Below are 20,489 nucleotides of genomic sequence, written 5' to 3'. Positions count from 1 at the left end.
AAGAGGTGAAAATTATATGAATAAATGTCGTTTAAGTAATAATACAAGAGATTATGCGAAAAGATATGAGTGCATATTGGATAAAATGATCGATCAGATGACTTGTGTAAAGATGACAAACAGCATTTCGGCCGGCTTTATCACACAGATGATCATCCATCACCGTGCCGCCATTGAGATGTCAAAAAATTTGCTTTGCTATACAACCAATATTCCGTTACAGGATATTGCGCTGAATATTATCTCCTCCCAGGAAAAAAGTATTCAGAATATGACAAGAGCACTCCCGGAATGTAAGGCGTGCATCAATAATCCAAGAGAGATTCGCTGCTATACAAATGAGAATCACCGGATCATCAGCGAGATGTTCCGTGAGATGAAATCGGCATGCACAGACAACAGCATCGACTGCAATTTTATGCGGGAAATGATTCCCCATCACAGAGGAGCCGTGCGGATGTCGGAGAATGCCCTGCGGTTCTGTCTCTGTCCGGAACTTGTGCCTCTGCTGAATGAGATCATTGTATCCCAGAAAAAGGGCATCAAAGAAATGGAGTGCCTGCTGAAAAAGCTGGACTGCTAGAGATTCAAAATGTGAGTGTGGTTCGAAAAATAAAATAATCAAAAAACTACGGCCAGTCTTATTAATATGGCCGTAGTTTTTATTTGAAATAATCTTTAGCCAGCTGTATAAAATCCTCGGCATATGAAGTCAGATAAGCTCCTTTCCGGTAAGCCAGAACGGTGGATGTAAATGCTTCCTCATCCTCAAGGGAAAAGCATATAGGGTCCTTCTCAAAGGACATGTTGCGGATATAAGTCTCCGGGGCAAAACAGATCCCCTGGTTTTTCATCATGAGAAGAAGGGCGGCCTGTGTATTCCGGGTATAAAAAGGAACCCGGGGAGTGATATGATGTTTCTTCAAAAGACGCTCAGTGATAGCTCCTGTATTCTGCTCGGGAAAATGCAGAATAAAGTTTTCATCTCTGATCGCTTCCCAGTTGACCGGAGGATATGCATTTTCTCTCCCGTTCTTAACCTTGGCAGTGCCGGCAAGGGGATGTTCAGGAGAGACGGCCAGCAGGATCGGTTCTTTTCCGAGAAACTCATAGGAAAGCTTTGGATTCTCATTTGTTTCATTAAAGAGCGCAAAATCAACAGAGGTATCTTTTAACAGACATTCCTGTATGGCATAGGTTTCTTCCAAAATATGCACGCGGATATTTGGATGCATTTCGTGGAAGACGGGAAGAATAACAGGAACCATGCAGGAACTTCTCATCAGAGGGATTGCCACATGCAGCTCTCCGTCGTTTGAAGAAGACAGCTCAAGGCGCTCCTTTTCCCAATCCTGTTTGAGGGCAAGCATTCCGGCTGCATACTTAAGGTAGCGGGAGCCAGCATAGGTAGGAATGTAGCAGTTATCTATACGGGCAAACAACTTCATGCCCAGCTCCCGCTCCAGCTTTTTTAAATGTTTGCTCAGAGTAGGCTGAGAAATAAAAAGTTCCCGTGCCGCTTTCGTCAGGTTCTGATGTTTAGCTATACAGAGTACATAATTTAATTCGTGGATATTCATAACAAACTCCATATCCGGCAAAGTCAAGCCATTTTAAATTGATCATCTCTCAGTATTCTGATATGGAATACTTTTTATAACCAAGATGAATTAGACGAATAATTATGATTAGCATACAATGAAAGACATGACAAAGCAAGGGTTTACATAGGAGAAAAAGGAGTGAAAAACTATGAAACAATGGTTAGAGAAGCATTTTAAATTATCTGAATACCATACAGATGTAAAGACAGAACTGATAGCAGGTCTGACGACATTCGTAACGATGGCCTACGTGCTGGCTACGGTCCCTAACATGCTGGCGTCAGCGGGACTTGATAAACACGTGATGTTTACGGTATTGATTCTTTTGGTGATCCTGACGACCTGCGCCATGGCTTTTTATACGAACAGGCCTTTCGCGCTTGCGCCGGGACTCGGAAGTGTGGGGATCGTCACTGCGATGATCGCAAATGACGGGATTTCTCCCGCTGTGACGGCCGGAGTCATCTTCTTCAGCGGAGTCCTCTTCATTGCGATTTCATTTCTGGGGCTTCGGGAGGCAGTCGTCAAAGTCATTCCCGTCAGCTTAAAACATGCGGTAAGTGCCGGGATCGGCCTGTTTATCGCACTGCTGGGGGCAAAAAGCTGCGGCCTTATCATTGCAAACCAGGCGAAAAATTCTTTGGGATTCGGGGATCTGAAGTCACCGGAAGTGATTGTAGCTGTGATCGGATTTATCATCCTTCTGATTTTGAAGACAAGAAATGTTCCGGGAAATATGATCCTGGCGATTGTGCTCACGACTCTGGTGGGGATTCCGTTCGGAGTGACAGCACTGCCGGACAGCCTGTTTACAATGCCGGCCAATATCGGAAGCCAGTTCATGAGAGTCGATTTTATCGGAGCGCTTAATTTTGCATATATTCCGTTTCTGATCGCGCTGTTTGTGCCGGACTTTTTTTCTACCTTCGGAACGGTTCTCGGAGTCGGGGCTAAGGCCGGATATCTGGATGAAAACGGAGACCTTCCGGGCATTGACAAATGTTTTAAGGTGGATGCCGTGGCGACCAGTTTTGGGGCTTTATTCGGAATGCCGAGTATGACCACATATCTGGAGTCTTCAGCGGGTGTGGAGGCAGGAGGCAAAACCGGGCTTACGGTAATCTTTACTTCTGTCTTTTTCGGACTGTCCCTGATTCTGGCACCTGTTGCACTGATGATCCCGTCTGCGGCAACGGCGCCGGTCCTCATGTATATCGGCATCAATATGCTGGGAGCCATGAAAAATATTCGGTTTGACGACATAACAGAGGCCTTTCCGGCATTTGTGTGTATTGCTTTTACGATCTTTGGAAACAACATTGCCAATGGGATCTGTGCGGCCCTGCCGACGTATGTGGTGATGAAGCTGACAGCTGGAAAAGGCAGGGAAATTCGTCCGGTCATGTGGATTCTTGTGGCCGTGTGCCTGCTGTATTTCTATTCCATTCTTTAGAAAAGGGGTGCTTTGATGGAGAAAGTGGATTTGCTCGTTGAAGATACAGAAGTCTATAATTCGTATCTGAAACAGTTTATAAATGCGGATGTATATATCAAGGGAACGAAAATTTATTATGTGGACACGGAACACAGGCATGAACTTGAGGCCGTTCGTGTGCTGGACGGACGCGGCTTGAAAATGCTTCCGGGGTTTATTGACATTCATATGCACATCGAGAGTTCCATGATGACTCCGGCCTCCTTTGGAAAACGGGCGGCAGAATGCGGTGTCACTACCCTGGTGTCGGAGCCCCATGAGATCGCCAATGTGATGGGGGTTGAAGGGGTTCATGAGATGATCAACGGAGCCAAGGATTCTCCTGTTGATATTTATTATGGGATTCCAAGCAGTGTACCGTCTACCAACGAGGAGCTGGAGACCACGGGCGGGGTGATCGGTCTTGCACAGATGAAGCAGCTCATGCAGGAAGACGGGGTTGTCTGTGTGGGAGAAGTCATGAACTACCGGCAGATCGTTAAGGGAGACGAGCTTGAGATCACGAAGTTTCTCGATTACCTGGAGGAGGAAGTTCCTCAGGCCGTCATAGAAGGACACTGTCCTTCCCTGGTTGGACTGGATCTGGCAAAATTTTTATACCGGGGGATCGACGGCGATCACACGGAGCACACGCTTCAGGAAATAAAAGAGCGTTTTCAGAATGGAATGTTCGTGGAACTGCAGGAGAAAATGCTCCGGCCGGAGATTCTTGATTATATAAGAGAACACCGCCTGTATGAGCACTGCTGTTTTGTGACAGACGATACGATGGCAGATAAGCTGAAAGAACAGGGGCAGCTGAATTATGTGGTCAGGAGAGCCGTGGAGATGGGATTTCCATTGAATGAAGCGATTTACTGTGCCTCTTATACCCCGGCAGGGAGGATGAATTTAAGAGACCGGGAGTCGCTGGCGCCGGGAAGAAAGGCGGATTTCCAGCTGGTAAAGGCGGAGGACTGCGCCTCTTTTGAGCCGGACTATGTATTTAAGGACGGCAGGGAGATCTATCATCTCGGTGAGCCGGGTAAGAAGACAGAGCCGTACCGGTTCCCGGACCATTTTTACCGGAGTGTTCATCTTGACAGTATATCTGCCGGACAGATAGAACCCCGGCTGGAAATGGATGACGGGAAAGCGGAAGTCCGTGTGATTGAAGTAAATGACGGGCGTACACAGACCGGGGAGCGCAGAGTACAGATGCAGGTGAAAGGCGGAAAGCTTCAATGGCAGGACAGCGGATGTATGCTGGCAGCGGTGCTGGAACGCCACGGGAAAAACGGAAATATCGGATTTGGATTTGTGACCGGTGACTGTATAAAGCGGGGAGCCGCTGCCACGACATATTTCCATGACCACCACAATCTGATGGTGATCGGAGCCAATCCGGACGATATGCTCGTGGCCGTTCGCAGGATTCTGAAGCAAAACGGCGGGATCTGCACGGTGCAGAATGGGCAGGTAAAAGCAGAGCTTCCGCTGCCGGTCTGCGGGATCTTATCCGAACTTTCGGCGGACGAAATTGGTGTGAAACTGAGCCGGGTCAGAAAAAGCCTTGAGGAGCTGGGGTACCGTCACTATAATCCGATCATGTCCCTCTGTACGCTGGGTCTTCCGGTGAGTCCGGCCCTGAAACTTACGGACCGGGGACTCGTAGATGTGGTGAAAGGAAAGATTGTACCTTTACTGACAGAGACAATGTGTAATTAGAAGAAAGACCAAGAACCGATTCCTCTGGAAAGTTTCCGGAGGAATCGGTTCTTTTTCGCAGTATGGTTCAAGATTACTCATTTGAGAGCGCAGTCCCGTAATTGCTTTTAAACAGTGTATTTGCTACAATTATCACAAAGAGTCGGCACAGAATGAGGGAAGCGCGTGCTTTTACGGATTTAAAAAGCAGGAGGTAGTTCGGGTGAAAATAACAGTTGCTATGGATTCATTTAAGGGAAGTCTGTCTTCTATGATGGCGGGACAGGCTGTATCAGACGGTATTCTGCGTGTATATCCTGAAGCAGAAGTGCAGGTAAGGCCGCTGGCAGACGGAGGTGAAGGAACGGTGGAAGCACTGGTCTGCGGTATGGGCGGCAAAGAAGAGAGAATTACCGTTACCGGACCGGTCGGGGAGCCCGTGGAGTGCAGTTATGGTATGATTGAAAAAAACGGCACAGCTGTTATTGAAATGTCCGGGGCAGCCGGAATCACGCTGGTTCCTGAAAAAGACAGAAATCCGATGTACACAACAACCTATGGCGTTGGAGAAGTCATTCGGGATGCCGTGCAGAAAGGCTGCCGAAAATTCATCATTGGAATTGGCGGAAGCGCAACCAATGACGGCGGGATTGGGATGCTTCAGGCTTTGGGATACGGATTCCTGGATGCCGAGGGAGAGCAGGTTCCTTTTGGAGCCAGAGGACTCGCTGAGCTTGAGAGAATCACGGACACCAGCGTGCTTCCGGAATTAAGTGAATGTAAGTTTGAGATTGCATGTGACGTGACCAATCCTCTGTGCGGGGATCGTGGGTGCAGTGCGGTCTACGGACCCCAGAAAGGGGCTGATCCTCTGATGATAAAAGATATGGACCGATGGCTTGAAGGCTATGCTGAGCTTGCGGGGGAGAAGTTTTGCGGCGCTGATCCGAAACAGCCGGGAACCGGCGCCGCCGGAGGGCTTGGATTCGCTTTTCTGACATTTACAAATGCGGTCTTGAAATCCGGAATCCAAATTGTGCTGGAAGAAACCAGGCTGGAAGAATATATCCGGGAGTCCGGTTTGGTCATCACAGGGGAAGGACGGCTGGACGGCCAGACCGCAATGGGAAAGGCACCGGTGGGTGTGGCAGAGCTGGCAAAAAAATATAACAAGCCTGTCATTGCATTTGCGGGATGCATTGCAGAAGATGCGCTGAAGTGCAACAGCCGCGGGATCGACGCTTTCTTTCCGATTTTGAGAGAGACAGTGACGATCGGAAAAGCCATGGAACCCGAATATGCACAGAAGAATATGGCGGCTGCGGCGGAGCAGGTCATGCGGCTATGGAGGTGCCGGGAGGATTATGAAAGAAAATAAATATGACAACGAGGAATTTTTTCTGAAATACAGTCAGATGGACCGTTCAAAAAGAGGGCTTAAAGGTGCCGGGGAATGGTCTGAGCTTCAGAAGGTCCTGCCTGATTTTGCTTCAAAAAGAGTTCTGGATCTGGGATGCGGTTACGGATGGCACTGCATTTATGCGGCGGAACATGGGGCTGAATCTGTGACAGGCATTGATATTTCAGAAAAAATGTTGGAGACAGCAGGTGAAAAAAACAGCCATGAAAAGATCCGGTACCGAAGATGTGCCATGGAAGATCTGGACTTTCCAAAGGAATCGTTTGATGTGGTCATCAGCTCACTTGCATTCCATTACGTGAAGGATTTTGAAGCGCTGGCAGAAAAGATCAGCCAATGGATTGTGCCGGGCGGGAAGTTTGTGTTTTCGGCAGAACATCCCGTATTTACTTCATATGGAAGTCAGGACTGGTATTATGACGAAGATGGAGAGATTCTGCATTTCCCTGTGGACCGGTATTTTTTTGAGGGAAAAAGGGATGCGGTCTTTCTCGGAGAACAGGTAGTAAAATACCACAGAACGCTGACGACATATCTGAATACACTGCTGCGGCATGGCTTTGTGCTGAGACATATCACAGAACCCAAGCCGCCGGAGGAAATGCTGGATCTGCCGGGTATGCGGGATGAAATGCGCCGTCCTATGATGTTGATCGTGGCGGCAGAAAAGGAGTGACAAAAGGAGGCTTGGAATGCTGGAAGACGATGTGATAAAGGCGGCGGCCGAGGAAGAGCCGCTGATACAAAAAAACTATGAAGGAGAGACCCTGTGTCTGGAAATGCCTGTGAAGGTGGAATTTAATCATGTCTGCTTCAAAAAATGCAGGTTTGTATCATGTGATTTCAGTGGTTCTATGTTTTACAATGTAAAATTTGTGAATTGTGATTTCTCCAACTGCAGATTTCAGTCCTGCTATTTAAAAGAAACGGAGATATCGGGATGCAAAGGTGACGGAGGGGACTTCAGCCAGAGCACATTCCGCAAAACAATAGTGGAAGAAGGATGTTATCACTATGCCAACTTTGAAAGCACACTCTGGGACGGATGCAGACTCAAAGGAGTTGACTTCAGCGAAGCATTTTTTGCGGAAGTCAAATTTAAAAAAGTCCGGTTTGAAAAAGTAAACCTTTCCCGGGTCGATTTTTTTAAGACACAGCTGGAAGGAATCGACTTATCGGACAGCAACATCGAGGGAATCATGATATCCGATACTTTTCGGGAACTGCGCGGGCTGAAGATCGGCCCGATGCAGGCTATGGATCTGGTGCGGTTCTTAGGAGTGAAAATCATCTGAGTTTTGTTATAAGCAAATGGGCACAGAGAATAAACCGTGTTATACTAATGACAGATGGGATAGATCTAAAACAGGAAAGGAAAAAGATATGCTTGACCATTTCAGGGATACGCAGAAAATGCAGGAGATTCTGCGGGAGGCACAGACAGGACTGTGGGTGATCGAATTAGATGACGGGCAAAAACCGAGGATGTACGCCGACAGCGCTATGCTGGAGCTGCTGGGGCTTGAATCGGAACCTTCGCCGGAGCAATGCTATCAGGCATGGTATGAACGCATCGAGGATGAGTATTGTCCGATTGTTGAGTCTGCGGTGGAAAAGATAATGAAAGATGAGCGGGCAGAAGTGCAGTATCCATGGGAACATCCAAAGTGGGGGCGTATCTATGTGCGCTGCGGAGGAGTCCGGGACTGGAGCTACAAAGAAGGAGTATGCTTAAGAGGGTATCACCAGAATATTACCAATACCGTCATGCTCAAGCAGGAGTATGACGCAGTCATACAGACTCTGAGCGACAGCTATACCGGGATTTTTCTCTGCAACATGAAGAACAGAACCTATAAGACGATCAAGTCGACAGATTCCTTCAGGGTTTATACGCAGATGTTTTCTGATTATGAAGAATTTTTAAGCTGCTATGCTGCCAATGAAGCGTCACCTGCATATGAAAAGATGATTTCAGAGTCATCAAAGAGCAGTTATATTGCCGGAAGGATCAGGGAAGGAGCGTCTCAGATTGAGGAATTCTACCGGAGCAGGACCGGTGGCTGGAGAAAGATCAGGATTGTGCCGTCCACAGGGTATTCTGAGGAATTTCCATGGGTGATCGTGGCATTTGATGAGCAGGATCAGGAGATGGAAAAAAGGATCAGTGCCAGAACTGCTCAGGTTGCGGTGTCGCAGATCTATCAGCTGGTCATCAGTGCGGATCTGGGGAAATCGGAGTACAGCTGTATCCATGGATCAGGAGAATGGGCTGAATTAAACCGACATGGGCCGTTTCCGGACTTCCGCAGCAAGATGAAGCCGAAGATGCCTTCGGAGGACCGGAAAATATTTGATCATATATTTGACAGACAGAGTTACCGGGAAAAGAATTATCTGGAGGGAACTCTTCGTCTCTCAGATGAACAGGGGAATCTGCATTATTATAATTTTTATTCTGCCTGCATCAGGCAGAGCCTGGAAGAACATATTTTATTGACTCTTCGCTGCATTGATGATAAAAAAGAATCCCAGCTGCGGGAAAATGTGCTCTCCAATCTCTGCGAGTGTTATTATTCGATCTATTTGTTTGATCTGGAGGAGGATATGCAGGAAGCCATTTGGCAGGAGGATACTATTTACAGGAAGGGAGAGTTTCCGAAAGGCAGCCTTGAAAGCTATTATGGGAAGTTTGTGCGGGAGCATGTCTTTTTAGAAGATCGGGAGAAGATGCAGAGAGCCGGCAGTCCTGAGTTTCTGAGACAGACTCTGTCTGAGGAGAATCCTGTATATGATGTAGATTTCCGCAGGATATATCCGGATCGTCTGGGCTGGGTGCGCTCCCGTTTCAGTATTGCTGAGATGAGAGACGGAAAGGTGACGAAGGTTGTCTTTGCCAATATGAATATCAATGAACAAAAGATGGAGGAATATGAGGAAGAAAAGCAGAAGAAGCTTTACTTTGAGTCGAGAAATATTATCAAGGGACTCTCATCCTTCTATCACTCTGTGTTTTATGTGGATCTGGCAGATGAGTCGTTCCAGTCTTTCAGTATCAGAAAAGATCTGGAGGGGTATTTGGACGGCAGCGACCGCTATGAAAAACTCAAATCAGCGTACATGAAACTGATCCATGAATATGAGAGGGATAAATTCGCAGCAGAGCTCTCTGTTGATTCCATACGGCAGAGGATTGGTGCCGGGGAAACGATTTATGCAAGGGAATTCAGACGGGACTATGACGGGTGTTACGGATGGATGCGCATCCATATCATATTGGCGGAGAGCCGGAACGGAATTCCGGTAAAAGTCATCCTGGCTGCCCACAGCGTAGAGGAGGAGAAAGAGCAGGAAGAGAGAAACAGAAAGGCGCTGCTGGCAGCGTACGAGGCCGCCAAGAAAGCCAATGAGGCAAAAAGCAGTTTTCTGGCCCAGATGTCCCATGATATAAGGACTCCGATGAATGCGATCATGGGCATGACCTCCATTGCCGCATCCAGGATCAATGATCCTGAAAAAGTGAGGGAATGTCTCACAAAGATAGACATGTCGAGCAGCCACCTGCTGGATCTGATCAATGAGATTCTGGATATGTCGAAGATAGAAAAGGGAAAGATCGAACTGACAGAAGAACCGTTTTGTCTGAGGGAACTGATCACGGATATTAACTCAATCACACGTCCGGAAGCACTGCAGAAGGGCCAGGAGCTTTTATTCAGAACTGTGGATGTAGTCCACACTGATTTTATCGGTGACGCGGGGAGGATCAGGCAGGTGCTGATCAATTTGATTACGAACGCTGTAAAGTACACCCAGAACGGGGGCAGGATCATCGTTGAAGTCCAGGAGGTTACTGGCCGTACGCCTGGGGCGGCAAGCTTTGTCTTTACTGTGGAGGATAACGGTATCGGAATGGACCCGGATTTTCTTAATTATATTTTTGTACCGTTTTCCAGGGCGGATGATTCCAAGGTCCGCAGAGTACAGGGAACAGGGCTTGGAATGTCCATTGCCCAGGGAATCGTTTCTGCGATGAACGGAAATATCCAGGCAGAAAGCCGGAAGGGTCAGGGAAGCCGTTTTATCGTCACTCTGAATCTGAAGATCGCCGATTCGGATCAGGTTGCGGAGCACAGGATGGCGGGATTTGAAATTCAGGATGGGCCAGGGTCTGATACCAGGTGCTCGGACAGACTCAGGGGCAAACGGCTTCTGCTGGTAGAAGACAATGAACTTAATATGGAGATTGCGGAAACCATACTAACCGAAGCGGGCTTCGCGGTTGAAAACGCAGAAAATGGAAAGGAAGCTCTGGATATGTTTCTGGCCTCTGAACCCGGATATTATCAGGCAGTCCTTATGGATCTGCAGATGCCCGTCATGGACGGATACACCGCAGCAAAAGAGATCCGGAGCAGCACACATCCCCAGGCTCTTAAGGTTCCGGTGATCGCTCTGACAGCCAATGCCTTTGCGGAGGATATGGCTAAGGCACTGGCAGCAGGCATGAATGATCATGTCTCAAAACCGATTGACTACAAGCGGCTCATAAGTGTTTTGGAAAAAAATATAGAGTAGGGAAAGATGAGGAATTACATGAAAGACCAAATACTGTTGATCAATGATCTGGCCGGTTACGGCAAAGTGGCCCTGTCTGCCATGCTGCCGGTCATGACCCACGCCGGACTTAATTTATATAACCTTCCCACTGCACTGGTCTCAAACACTCTCGACTATGGAAAGTTCGAGATATTAGAGACCACTGAGTATATGAGGAAGACGATGAAAGTCTGGGCGGAACTGGGATTTTCTTTTGACGCCGTCTGCACGGGATTTATCGCTTCCAAAGAGCAGGTGAAACTGATTTCAGGCTATCTGAGAGAGCAGAAAAAGAAAGGAACCTGGATTTTTGTCGATCCCATTATGGGAGATGAAGGAAAGCTTTATAATGGAATTGAAGAAAAAACCGTCGGCTATATGAGAGATCTGTGTTCCCTGGCCGATGTGATTGTGCCGAACCTGACGGAAGCAAGCTTTTTGGCGGGTATGTGTCAGGGAAAGGAAGTCATTACCCAGGGAGAGGGCAGAGAGATTCTCAAAAAGCTCAGAAAGCTTGGTGCGAAATCTATCGTCATCACGAGTGTAAAGACGGAGGCCGGGGATTTTGTTTTGATCTATGATCATCAGACGGATACGGTGTCTGAGCTTCCGTTTGAACAGATTCCGGTTCGCTTTCCCGGAACCGGAGATATATTTTCAGCCATTCTCGCAAGCCAGGTGCTGAATGGAACAGCGCTTGAAAAAGCGGCGCAGAGAGCTATGTCTGCGGTCAGACAGCTGATTGCTATTAACCATGAAACAGCTGATAAATTTAAGGGAATACCGATTGAGAAAAATTTGGAGGTGCTTAATTTTGAGTCGTCCGAAGATTAAACTTACATTGGTCGAAAGAAAAGGGGATCACGGCTGTCACCGGGGACACAGGGTCGGAGACAGTTTTGATTTTGATACGGAGAGGGGCCGGCTTTGTCCGATGGCTATGCATGTGGCGTTTCCGTATGTTGATATTTTAAGATACGGGGGAACCATTCCGGGTCAGCCGGAAGGAACGGCGGTGTTCTGTTGTCCTGACGCGGATACGATCAATGTCTTTAAAGCTGAAATTATCAGTGAAGAATAGTGAGGAGCGGTTAATCAGAGTTAGCCGCTCCTTTCTGCATTTTATGGTATCCGAAAGATACCAGATTTCCTGGCGGTAACCATCCTACTTTTTTGTGCGTACTTTACGTTTGGAGATCGGGGAATTATCATGTGGTTAGAATCTGGGCAGTCACAAAGGAGGATAAAGGGATGACAGCAGAAGAGTGTATTAAATTATTAAGAGAGATCAAAGATGTGGCCTTCGCAACGGTCGATAAAGAAGGACATCCCCAGGTGCGCATCATCGATGTCATGATCGCAGAGGGAGAAAAGCTGTATTTTTGTACGGAAAGAGGGAAAGACTTTTACCGACAGCTGATGGCAAATGAATATACAGCCATTACAGGAATGAATAAAGAATTTCAGATGGTGCGGCTCTCCGGCCCGGTGAAAAAGCTTTCGGATCAAAAAATGTGGATTGACCGGATCTTTGAGGAAAACCCGATGATGAACGATGTGTATCCGGGGGAAAGCCGTTATATCTCGGAGGCTTTCTGCATCGAGGACGGCTGGCTGGAGTTTTTCGATCTGGGGAAAGTTCCGATTTACAGGGAACGCTTCACCATCGGCACAATGAAAAAAGAAGAAAAAGGCTTTTTGATCACAGAAGCCTGCATCGGCTGCGGGACGTGCAGGGACGTATGTCCCCAGCAATGCATCAGTGAGGGAAAGCCTTATAAAATACAGCAGGAACACTGCCTGCACTGCGGACTTTGTAAGGAACAGTGTCCTGCGGGCGCAATTCAAAGGAAGGATGGATAGTCTATGCTGCATCAAATGTGGAACGTATTAACACAGCGGAGCGGATTTTTCATGGGCTTGGCTTTCGAGCACCTTGAAATTTCTCTTATTGCTATTTTTATTGCGATTATATTTGGAGGTGTTGTGGGAATCCTGATCAGTGAGTATCAAAGGTATGCAAAACCGGCTCTTGGACTGATCAATTTTCTCTATACGATTCCATCGATCTCCATGCTGGGATTTCTGATCCCATTTTCCGGAATCGGAAATGCCACTGCGGTGATCGCTCTGACCGTATACGCGCTGCTCCCGATGGTGCGAAATACGCATACGGGAATGAGCAACATTGATGAAGGAATCCTTGAGGCTGCCAAGGGAATGGGCAGCACAAGGGCGCAGATTTTATTTAAGATCAAACTTCCGCTTGCCATGCCGGTCATCATGTCCGGAATCAGAAATATGGTCACAATGACCATTGCTCTTACAGGTATCGCATCGTTTATCGGGGCAGGAGGACTGGGAGTGGCGATCTACCGCGGTATAACGACCAACAATGGGGCGATGACTCTGGCGGGAAGCCTTCTGATCGCACTTCTGGCGCTGGCCATGGATTTTATTCTCGGCTTTGTGGAACAAAGAATGAAGGTAAGGGACAGGAAAGCACGGAAGGCAAACAGGATTTTATTGATCCTGGTTCTTGTGATAGCGGCAGCACTGACGGCTGGGGCCTTTTGGGGGCAAAAGAAGAAGGATACTGTCCATATTGCAACCAAACCGATGACGGAACAGTATGTCCTGGGAGAGATGCTGAGTATTCTTATTGAGCAGGAGACGGGGCTGAACACAGAACTGACCCAGGGTGTGGGCGGAGGAACCTCTAATATCCAGCCGGCCATGGAAAAAGGGGAGTTCGACATTTATCCGGAGTACACGGGAACCGGATGGAATATGGTACTGAAAAAGAGCGGCATTTATACAGAGGATATGTTCGGACAGCTGAAAGCCGGATATGAAGAAAAATGCGGGATGCAGTGGCTTGGAATGTACGGATTTAACAATACCTATGGATTGGCTGTGCGCCGGGAGACTGCGGAGAAATATAACTTAAGGACTTATTCAGATTTAAAGAGGGCGGCGGGTCAGCTGACTTTTGGAGCGGAGTATGATTTCTTCGAGCGGGAAGATGGCTACGACGCTCTGTGCAAGACCTACGGGTTCAAGTTTAAAAATACGATGGACATGGATATTGGCCTGAAATATAAAGCGATCGGACAAAAGAAGATCGATGTGATGAATATTTTTACGACGGACGGACAGCTGAGCGTATCGGATGTGGTCGTCCTGAAAGATAACAAGAACTTTTATCCTTCTTATTCCTGCGGAAATGTAGTCAGGGATGATGTGCTGAATGAGCATCCGGAACTGAAAGCGGTATTTCAAAAGCTTAACGGCATCCTCTCCGATGAGCTGATGGCAAAGATCAACTATGAAGTGGAGACGAAGAAGAAAGAACCTAAGGAAGCGGCAGAAGATTTTCTCAAAAGCAAAGGACTGTTAAAGTAAGGAGGCCCGGATGAGCAAAGCGATTGAATTCAAACAGATTAAAAAAGTATACGGCGAAAAAACCGTCATAGAAGGTTTTGACCTGACGGTTGAGCGGGGTGAATTTGTGACGGTGATAGGGTCCTCCGGCTGCGGAAAGACGACGGTTCTGAAAATGGTAAACGGCCTTGTAATCCCCGATGGCGGCAGTATTTTTGTGGAAGGCAGGGATATCTCAGAGATGGATATGATCAGCCTGAGAAGAAATATCGGCTATGTCATCCAGGGAAGCGTTTTGTTTCCGCATATGACGGTGGAAGAAAATATCTCCTATGTTCCTGACCTGCTCAACAAAAAGGATAAGGAGCGCACAAAAAAAGCGGTGGAGAAGTGGATGGGCATCGTGGGCCTGGATGAAGATATGAGAGAAAGGTATCCTTCAGAACTTTCCGGCGGACAGCAGCAGAGAGTCGGAATTGCAAGAGCCCTGGCTGCCTCGCCGGACATCCTGCTGATGGACGAGCCTTTCGGAGCCGTGGATGAGATCACGAGAGGACAGCTCCAGACTGAACTCAGGCAGATCTATGAGAAAACCGGGATCACGGTCATGTTTGTGACCCATGATATCTCGGAAGCGCTGAAGCTTGGAACAAAAGTGCTGGTCATGGACCGCGGAAAGATTGAACAGTATGCCGCACCCGAAGATCTTTTAAAAGCCCCGTCCACAGAGTTTGTAAGCCGGCTGGTGGAAAAGGAGCGCAGAGTGTGTACGCTTCCCGATGAACAGCTGGCCGACTGCGGGCACAGCGGGGCGGCAGGACACCTCCTTTAGAGAGGAAAAAGTTGAAAAAGAGAGCATTCTACGGCAAGCATACAACTTGAACATCCTTTAGACTTGTCTTATATCACAAAGAATCAGGAGGAAGAATATGTACGCTTGGGAAGCAATACAAAAAACGCTGGATTATATTGAAGAACACTATGGAGATGAGATTTCGGTAGATGTTCTGGCAGCAAAGGCACATTTGTCTAAGTACTATTATCAGAGGCTGTTTCACCGTCTGGTCCGCAAAAATGTAAATGAATATCTGAAACTAAGACGCCTTGCAAAATCCGCAGAAAAGCTCAGGGATCGGAGCTGCACGATTCTCGACGTGGCCCTGGAGTGTGGGTTTGCAGGCCACAGCAGCCTGACAAAGGCATTTCGGGAGACATACGGCATTACGCCGGATGAGTACAGGAAAAGTGATCTGACTCTGGATGCTTTTGTAAAGCCCGATCTTATGCTGAACCACACTCTGATCGAGGAGGGGGTTCCCCTTGCAGTGGACCAGATGGTGCTGGAAATCAGAGAGAAGAAACTGGAACGGGATATCATTTACACTGGGAGGAGCAGGACTGCGTCCGTAAAAGAACTGGGAGAGCCGAAGATCAATATGCTCACAGAACTGTGGAAACAACTGCCGGACGATCCCGACAGGGAATACGCGGACATCCTCACACCAGACAGCGACCCGGAATATTTTGATTACTTTGTGGGGACGGAGAAACGGGAAAATGACCGTGGCCCTGAGGAAAGAATTATGCCGAAAGGCAGATATATTGTGTGCAGTTATGATGCGGAAGATTTTGAAACCCTTGTCTCAGAGGCTTTGTATAAAGCCAGCAGATATTTGTATGATGTCTGGCTGCCCGAGAAAGGAATAATTCCGGAGCCTGTTTTGATGCAGAAGTATTTCAGGCCCATGCAGAATGACTGCTATATTGAGTTATGGGCGAAAATACAGGAATAAAAAAAGGCTGCCAATATAGGTATCAATCCTAAGAAATAGTTGATTAAGTAAAAAATGGAGAAAATAAGCAAAAAACAATGTTTGAGTAATTGACTTTTTTTGCCGAACGATTTATACTTTAAATGACAGGATTCTACAAATTAAATACTATATGATATTTTTATGAAGAACAAATATTATATAGATAAAAATAATAATCCCAAAAGAGAAGGTGATATTATGACTGCAGGAACTATGGATAAGGTTTATAAGAGGCAGGCAAATGAAATGAATCTATACTTAAAGCGGCTACGCGCAATGTCTAAAGAAGAAGCAAGGAGGGTTTCAGGGAATAATCTTATAAAAGCAGGAATCGCTGATGCTGACGGAAAATTAACTAGTCGGTATATATACAGCAAAAAACAGGAGAAGCGTTAAATGTATCATCATTCTCCAAATTTAGTTCTGGGATTTCATGGATGTACAAAAGATACCTTTGAACAAGTATTGTATCATCATCAGGAATTAGAACCCAGCAATAATACATACGACTGGCTTGGAAATGGGGTTTATTTTTGGGAGAACAGCTATGACCGGGCAATGGACTGGGCATTAAATCATTATAAAAAAGAAGATGCAGAGGTTATAGGTACTGTACTTGACTTAGGATTTTGCTTGGATTTGATGGATTTTTCATCCAGAGAAGTCTTAAAAGTCGGATATGATATTTTGGTTGAAGAATGTAAGCAATTTCATGTACAGCTACCTATTAATAAAAATATCGGAAAAAATACAGATTTATTAATAAGAGAGTTGGATTGCGCTGTTATAGAGCGTATTCATAGATTTGGAGAAGAAATGAATACAGAAGAATATGACAGTGTTAGAGGAGCGTTTATTGAAGGAAAGAGAATTTATCCTAATTCTGGGTTTTATGAAAAAACACATATTCAAATCTGTGTCCGAAACCCAAACTGTATCAAAGGATATTTTGCTCCAAAAAAAGAGAACGTAGATTTTAAATTAGTTTAGCCAAAGTTTATAGGAACAGGGATTTTGAATGTTTTCAATGAAATCCCTGTTCTTTTTGTTGTGAGTGTATTTGTCACCGTCTCCTCACTGCCGTATCCTGAAAACAGAAGTAGTCCGGACGGTGCCTTGACTGGGTATACTCAAACATGATGCCGTCCGCATTGAATGTCTGGCTGGTGATGACTGTAAGGCAGTTGTAGTCGCCAAGATCCATATATTTTTCGTCAATCTGGGTGCTGTGCTCTACCGTCATCTTCCTTTTACTTGTGACAATCTGCATGCCCAGGTCTCTTTCGATTCTATTCGAAATCATTCAACGATTCTAATGATGATGGATTTGGAGATTTAAAAGGAGTGACACAAAAACTTGATTATCTCAGTGAGCTGGGAGTGGATTATCTCTGGCTGACACCATTTTTCTCCTCGCCTCAGAATGACAATGGTTATGATATTTCGGATTATTATACGATTGATCCGCTGTTCGGGTCCATGGAAGATTTGGAGGAACTGATCCGGGAAGCGGGCAGCAGAGGTCTTAATTTGATGTTGTTAATCTGATCTCAAAACCAAAAGTTTTTGAAGATGACATAGAAGGAGACGGCCGGAGATTTTACACGGACGGTCCCCGTGTCCACGAGTTTTTAAAGGAACTGGTACGGGATACAGAGATTCAGGAAATGGTTACTGTGGGGGAAATGTCTTCCACAACCATTGAAAACTGTATCCGGTATTCACAACCCGAAGAGAGAACTTTCCATGTGCTTTAATTTCCACCACTTGAAGATCGATTATAAGAACGGAGAAAAATGGGAACTGATGGAACCGGATTTGATTGAGCTGAAAAGGCTTTTGGAGGACTGGCAGCTCAATATGCAGGAACACGGCGGATGGAATGCGGTGTTTTGGTGTAATCATGATCAGCCGCGGATCGTTTCAAGACTTGGGAATGACAGAAACTACTGGAGCCAGTCTGCCAAAATGCTGGCTGCCTGTATCCACCTGCTCAGAGGAACCCCTTATGTCTACCAGGGAGAAGAGATCGGTATGACAAATCCAGGCTATACGGAGATCGGACAGTACCGGGATGTGGAAAGCCTGAATTATTACCGGATCATGAGAGAACAGGGAAAGACGGAGCAGGAGGCGCAGGAAGTGCTGAGGGCCAGATCCAGGGATAACAGCCGCACGCCGATGCAGTGGTCCGGCAGTACCAACGCAGGATTTTCATCCTCTCTGCCATGGATATCCATACCGGAAACTACCGAAAGATCAATGTACAGGAAGAAGAGAAGGATCAAAATTCTGTCCTGTCATTTTATAAAAAACTGATCAGTCTGAGAAAAGAGAAAAAAGTTATATCTGACGGGAAAATCGAATTCCTCTTCAGAAAACGGCCTGAAGTCCTGGCGTACCGGCGGTTTTACGGCAATGAGGAACTGATTGTTTTAAACAATCTGACTGATCAGGAATATGTTCTTAGGGTGGATACAGAAGGATACCGGAAGCTTTTAGGAAATTATGAAGGCGTAAAAGCAGGAAACGGGCAGCTGACTCTGCGGCCTTATGAGACAACAACTTTAGAAAAAATACAGAGACAGAGTACAAGTTTTTAAAAGAAATGGAAATCTGGTATAATCCTCTTAGAATCTGAAAAGACAGTTCGGGAAAGGAGAACACAGCATGGAGAATTTTACGTTTTACAGCCCAACGTATTTTGCTTTTGGAAACGGGGAGGAGAACCATACCGGAAGTTATATAAAGAGGTTTGGCGGCAGCAGGGTGCTGATCCATTACGGCGGCGGAAGCGTTGTGCGTTCCGGCCTTTTGGACCGTGTCAAAAAGTCCCTGGAGGAGGAAGACATTTCTTATGTAGAATTGGGAGGGGTGAAACCAAATCCCAGAAGCGGGCTGGTGTATGAAGGTATTGAGCTCTGCAGGAAGGAGCATGTGGATTTTGTGCTGGCAGTGGGAGGAGGAAGTACGATCGACTCTGCCAAAGCCATTGCCGCGGGCTCTGTCTATGACGGCGATTTCTGGGATTATTATCAGGGAAAGAAAGTGGAAAAGGCACTCCCTGTCGGAACCGTTCTTACCATCGCTGCCGCAGGAAGTGAGGGAAGTCCGGATTCTGTCATTACAAAGGAAGAAGGAATGCTGAAAAGAGGAGCCACGGGAGAGGGCCTTCGTCCGAAATTCTCCGTTCTGAATCCTGCGCTTACCCAGACGCTTCCGGCATACCAGACTGCGGCAGGTATTACGGATATTATGGCCCATTTGTTTGAACGGTATTTTACAAATACGGAAAACGTGGAGGTCACAGACCGGCTGATCGAAGGTCTGCTGCTGTCTGTGATTCATGAAGCACCCAAGGTTATCGCCGACCCGGACGATTACCAGGCGAGAGCAAATATTATGTGGGCAGGAATGATGGCTCACAATAACAGCTGCGGCGTGGGGCGGGAACAGGACTGGGGAAGCCATGACATTGAGCATGAACTCTCCGCAGTTTACGACTGTACACACGGAGCAGGCCTGGCAATGGTGGTCCCTGCCTGGATGACTTATAATCTGAAACATGATGTCAATAGATTTGTCCAGCTTGCGGTCAGGGTATGGGGATGCCAGATGGATTTCCAAAATCCTGAGGTGACAGCCAGGGCCGGAATCCGGGCACTTAAAAACTTTTTGAGATCCATCGGCATGCCGCTGAACTTCGGAGAGATCGGGGCAAAGGAAGAAGATATCAAAAAGATGGCACACACTGCCTGCTATGGAAACGGACGGAAAGGAACCGTCGGAAAATTTGTGAGGCTTGGGGAGGAAGATGTGGAGAAGATATATCGGCTGATGCTTTAGAAAAAAGAATGACGGAACGATGTTTATAATACCGGTTCAGAAAACGGTTGCATTCAATGACCAAATCATATACAATATAATTGATATTGGACATGTCCAAAATGAAAAATTATGTTTCGGTGTTAAAAATATAAATCAAAACACTTATAAATATGTGATTTTTAGGTTGCTATATGGATATGTCCATATGTTGAAGCACAGATGTTGATCGGTTTTCTGAGGAGGTAGTCTTTATGAATGGAAATTTATTTGGTGTCGTATTACTGTTTTTAGCAATGGCCATTGTCAGCAAACTGATGGCGCTGCCCCAGATTCACAAATTGAATAAGCAGCTTATGGAAATCAAACGTTCCGGTCCGGTATCCAGTGTCGGGATGGCCCGTCATTGGCGGGGGAACCGCGCCTATGTGTTAGTTACCGATCTGCAGGGGAATATTGTGTGCGGGTATCAGACAAGCGGCAATTCGGTGTTTTCCGGATTCCGGGAAGACCGGGAACTCAAAGAAACCAACTATCTGGAGATTATAGAGAATCTGTCACAAAAGAAGAAGCTTACAAGGCTGGAACAGGCAAAACAGATGGCAGCTGAATATCTGGAGGATGGTCTTAAACAGCAGGGAGAAGTTTAAACAGGGATAAGA

At 46.6% G+C, this 20,489-nt stretch carries 18 protein-coding genes and 2 pseudogenes; 18 read left to right on the top strand and 2 right to left on the bottom strand.

Going from position 1 to position 20,489, the window contains the following annotated elements; translation table 11 throughout:
- Positions 1–16: 16 nt before the first annotated feature.
- Positions 17–583, top strand: coding sequence for a DUF305 domain-containing protein (locus DWV34_RS09980; RefSeq protein WP_118476176.1), 567 nt, complete (start codon positions 17–19; stop codon positions 581–583).
- Positions 584–662: 79 nt separating this feature from the next.
- Here the strand turns inward: DWV34_RS09980 and DWV34_RS09975 are convergent, their stop codons facing one another.
- Entirely contained in the window at positions 663–1,580 is a 918-nt protein-coding gene (locus tag DWV34_RS09975) for a LysR family transcriptional regulator (protein ID WP_022260917.1), read from the bottom strand.
- Between the two features lie 172 nt (positions 1,581–1,752).
- Between DWV34_RS09975 and DWV34_RS09970 the strand changes: the two genes are divergently transcribed.
- The 14 genes from DWV34_RS09970 (at position 1,753) to DWV34_RS09905 (ending at position 16,992) form a co-directional block, all read left to right on the top strand.
- Positions 1,753–3,057: an NCS2 family permease gene (locus DWV34_RS09970; RefSeq protein WP_009289167.1), complete on the top strand. Its 1,305-nt coding sequence runs from the start codon at positions 1,753–1,755 to the stop codon at positions 3,055–3,057.
- Between the two features lie 15 nt (positions 3,058–3,072).
- Complete coding sequence (locus tag DWV34_RS09965; protein ID WP_009289166.1) at positions 3,073–4,806, top strand: adenine deaminase C-terminal domain-containing protein; 1,734 nt, start codon at positions 3,073–3,075, stop codon at positions 4,804–4,806.
- A gap of 202 nt (positions 4,807–5,008) precedes the next feature.
- On the top strand, positions 5,009–6,163 hold the full coding sequence (locus DWV34_RS09960) for a glycerate kinase family protein (protein ID WP_009289165.1): 1,155 nt from the start codon (positions 5,009–5,011) through the stop codon (positions 6,161–6,163).
- Positions 6,150–6,881, top strand: coding sequence for a class I SAM-dependent methyltransferase (locus DWV34_RS09955; protein ID WP_009289164.1), 732 nt, complete (start codon positions 6,150–6,152; stop codon positions 6,879–6,881). The genes DWV34_RS09960 and DWV34_RS09955 overlap by 14 nt, the downstream gene beginning before the upstream one ends.
- Before the next feature lie 16 nt (positions 6,882–6,897).
- Positions 6,898–7,500, top strand: a complete 603-nt coding sequence (locus DWV34_RS09950; RefSeq protein WP_009289163.1) for a pentapeptide repeat-containing protein — start codon at positions 6,898–6,900, stop codon at positions 7,498–7,500.
- 118 nt (positions 7,501–7,618) lie between these two features.
- A complete protein-coding gene (locus DWV34_RS09945) occupies positions 7,619–10,783 on the top strand; it encodes a hybrid sensor histidine kinase/response regulator (RefSeq protein WP_330417006.1) in 3,165 nt (1,054 codons plus the stop codon).
- Between the two features lie 18 nt (positions 10,784–10,801).
- Entirely contained in the window at positions 10,802–11,638 is an 837-nt protein-coding gene (locus DWV34_RS09940) for a pyridoxamine kinase (RefSeq protein WP_054335195.1), read from the top strand.
- Complete coding sequence (locus tag DWV34_RS09935; protein WP_009289160.1) at positions 11,619–11,885, top strand: TIGR04076 family protein; 267 nt, start codon at positions 11,619–11,621, stop codon at positions 11,883–11,885. The genes DWV34_RS09940 and DWV34_RS09935 overlap by 20 nt, the downstream gene beginning before the upstream one ends.
- A gap of 170 nt (positions 11,886–12,055) precedes the next feature.
- Positions 12,056–12,667: a 4Fe-4S binding protein gene (locus tag DWV34_RS09930; protein ID WP_022260915.1), complete on the top strand. Its 612-nt coding sequence runs from the start codon at positions 12,056–12,058 to the stop codon at positions 12,665–12,667.
- Between the two features lie 3 nt (positions 12,668–12,670).
- Positions 12,671–14,209 (top strand): ABC transporter permease/substrate-binding protein, encoded by a 1,539-nt coding sequence (locus DWV34_RS09925; protein ID WP_054335196.1) that lies wholly within the window; start codon positions 12,671–12,673, stop codon positions 14,207–14,209.
- A gap of 10 nt (positions 14,210–14,219) precedes the next feature.
- Entirely contained in the window at positions 14,220–15,020 is an 801-nt protein-coding gene (locus tag DWV34_RS09920) for an ABC transporter ATP-binding protein (protein WP_022260913.1), read from the top strand.
- A 97-nt stretch (positions 15,021–15,117) separates the two neighbouring features.
- On the top strand, positions 15,118–15,981 hold the full coding sequence (locus tag DWV34_RS09915) for an AraC family transcriptional regulator (protein WP_009289155.1): 864 nt from the start codon (positions 15,118–15,120) through the stop codon (positions 15,979–15,981).
- Between the two features lie 162 nt (positions 15,982–16,143).
- Positions 16,144–16,398 carry a hypothetical protein gene (locus DWV34_RS09910; RefSeq protein ID WP_009289154.1) on the top strand — a complete coding sequence of 85 codons (255 nt, stop codon included), beginning with the start codon at positions 16,144–16,146 and terminating at the stop codon, positions 16,396–16,398.
- A complete protein-coding gene (locus tag DWV34_RS09905) occupies positions 16,399–16,992 on the top strand; it encodes a hypothetical protein (RefSeq protein WP_009289153.1) in 594 nt (197 codons plus the stop codon).
- Positions 16,993–17,065: 73 nt separating this feature from the next.
- On the opposite strand, the pseudogene DWV34_RS09900 reads toward DWV34_RS09905, so the two are convergent.
- Positions 17,066–17,290: pseudogene (locus DWV34_RS09900) on the bottom strand (UTRA domain-containing protein); the annotation flags it as partial.
- On the opposite strand from DWV34_RS09900, the pseudogene DWV34_RS18105 reads away from it, so the two are divergent.
- From DWV34_RS18105 to DWV34_RS09885, 3 genes and pseudogenes are all read left to right on the top strand, one after another.
- Positions 17,281–18,605 (top strand): annotated as a pseudogene (locus DWV34_RS18105) (alpha-amylase family glycosyl hydrolase); the annotation flags it as partial. The pseudogenes DWV34_RS09900 and DWV34_RS18105 sit on opposite strands and share 10 nt — an antisense overlap.
- Positions 18,606–18,672: 67 nt before the next feature.
- A complete protein-coding gene (locus tag DWV34_RS09890) occupies positions 18,673–19,848 on the top strand; it encodes an iron-containing alcohol dehydrogenase (RefSeq protein ID WP_022260909.1) in 1,176 nt (391 codons plus the stop codon).
- Between the two features lie 233 nt (positions 19,849–20,081).
- Positions 20,082–20,477, top strand: coding sequence for a transcriptional regulator GutM (locus DWV34_RS09885; protein ID WP_009289148.1), 396 nt, complete (start codon positions 20,082–20,084; stop codon positions 20,475–20,477).
- Positions 20,478–20,489 lie beyond the last annotated feature (12 nt).

Origin of the sequence: Anaerostipes sp. AF04-45 (assembly GCF_003461725.1) — a bacterium.
GTDB classification, from domain to species: Bacteria; Bacillota; Clostridia; order Lachnospirales; family Lachnospiraceae; genus Anaerostipes; species Anaerostipes caccae.
Note: the sequence above shows the minus strand (reverse complement) of the source record. Positions and strands in the feature narration are given on the sequence as shown.

What these genes read in the sequence shown, in the direction of transcription:
- DWV34_RS09975 (WP_022260917.1), bottom strand. Translation starts at nt 1,580, where the DNA reads ATGAATATCCACGAATTAAATTATGTACTCTGTATAGCTAAACATCAG.
- DWV34_RS09965 (WP_009289166.1), top strand. Translation starts at nt 3,073, where the DNA reads ATGGAGAAAGTGGATTTGCTCGTTGAAGATACAGAAGTCTATAATTCG.
- DWV34_RS09955 (WP_009289164.1), top strand. Translation starts at nt 6,150, where the DNA reads ATGAAAGAAAATAAATATGACAACGAGGAATTTTTTCTGAAATACAGT.
- DWV34_RS09920 (WP_022260913.1), top strand. Translation starts at nt 14,220, where the DNA reads ATGAGCAAAGCGATTGAATTCAAACAGATTAAAAAAGTATACGGCGAA.
- DWV34_RS09950 (WP_009289163.1), top strand. Translation starts at nt 6,898, where the DNA reads ATGCTGGAAGACGATGTGATAAAGGCGGCGGCCGAGGAAGAGCCGCTG.
- DWV34_RS09885 (WP_009289148.1), top strand. Translation starts at nt 20,082, where the DNA reads ATGAATGGAAATTTATTTGGTGTCGTATTACTGTTTTTAGCAATGGCC.
- DWV34_RS09945 (WP_330417006.1), top strand. Translation starts at nt 7,619, where the DNA reads ATGCAGGAGATTCTGCGGGAGGCACAGACAGGACTGTGGGTGATCGAA.
- DWV34_RS09970 (WP_009289167.1), top strand. Translation starts at nt 1,753, where the DNA reads ATGAAACAATGGTTAGAGAAGCATTTTAAATTATCTGAATACCATACA.
- DWV34_RS09915 (WP_009289155.1), top strand. Translation starts at nt 15,118, where the DNA reads ATGTACGCTTGGGAAGCAATACAAAAAACGCTGGATTATATTGAAGAA.
- DWV34_RS09940 (WP_054335195.1), top strand. Translation starts at nt 10,802, where the DNA reads ATGAAAGACCAAATACTGTTGATCAATGATCTGGCCGGTTACGGCAAA.
- DWV34_RS09905 (WP_009289153.1), top strand. Translation starts at nt 16,399, where the DNA reads ATGTATCATCATTCTCCAAATTTAGTTCTGGGATTTCATGGATGTACA.
- DWV34_RS09925 (WP_054335196.1), top strand. Translation starts at nt 12,671, where the DNA reads ATGCTGCATCAAATGTGGAACGTATTAACACAGCGGAGCGGATTTTTC.
- DWV34_RS09980 (WP_118476176.1), top strand. Translation starts at nt 17, where the DNA reads ATGAATAAATGTCGTTTAAGTAATAATACAAGAGATTATGCGAAAAGA.
- DWV34_RS09890 (WP_022260909.1), top strand. Translation starts at nt 18,673, where the DNA reads ATGGAGAATTTTACGTTTTACAGCCCAACGTATTTTGCTTTTGGAAAC.
- DWV34_RS09910 (WP_009289154.1), top strand. Translation starts at nt 16,144, where the DNA reads ATGAAGAACAAATATTATATAGATAAAAATAATAATCCCAAAAGAGAA.
- DWV34_RS09930 (WP_022260915.1), top strand. Translation starts at nt 12,056, where the DNA reads ATGACAGCAGAAGAGTGTATTAAATTATTAAGAGAGATCAAAGATGTG.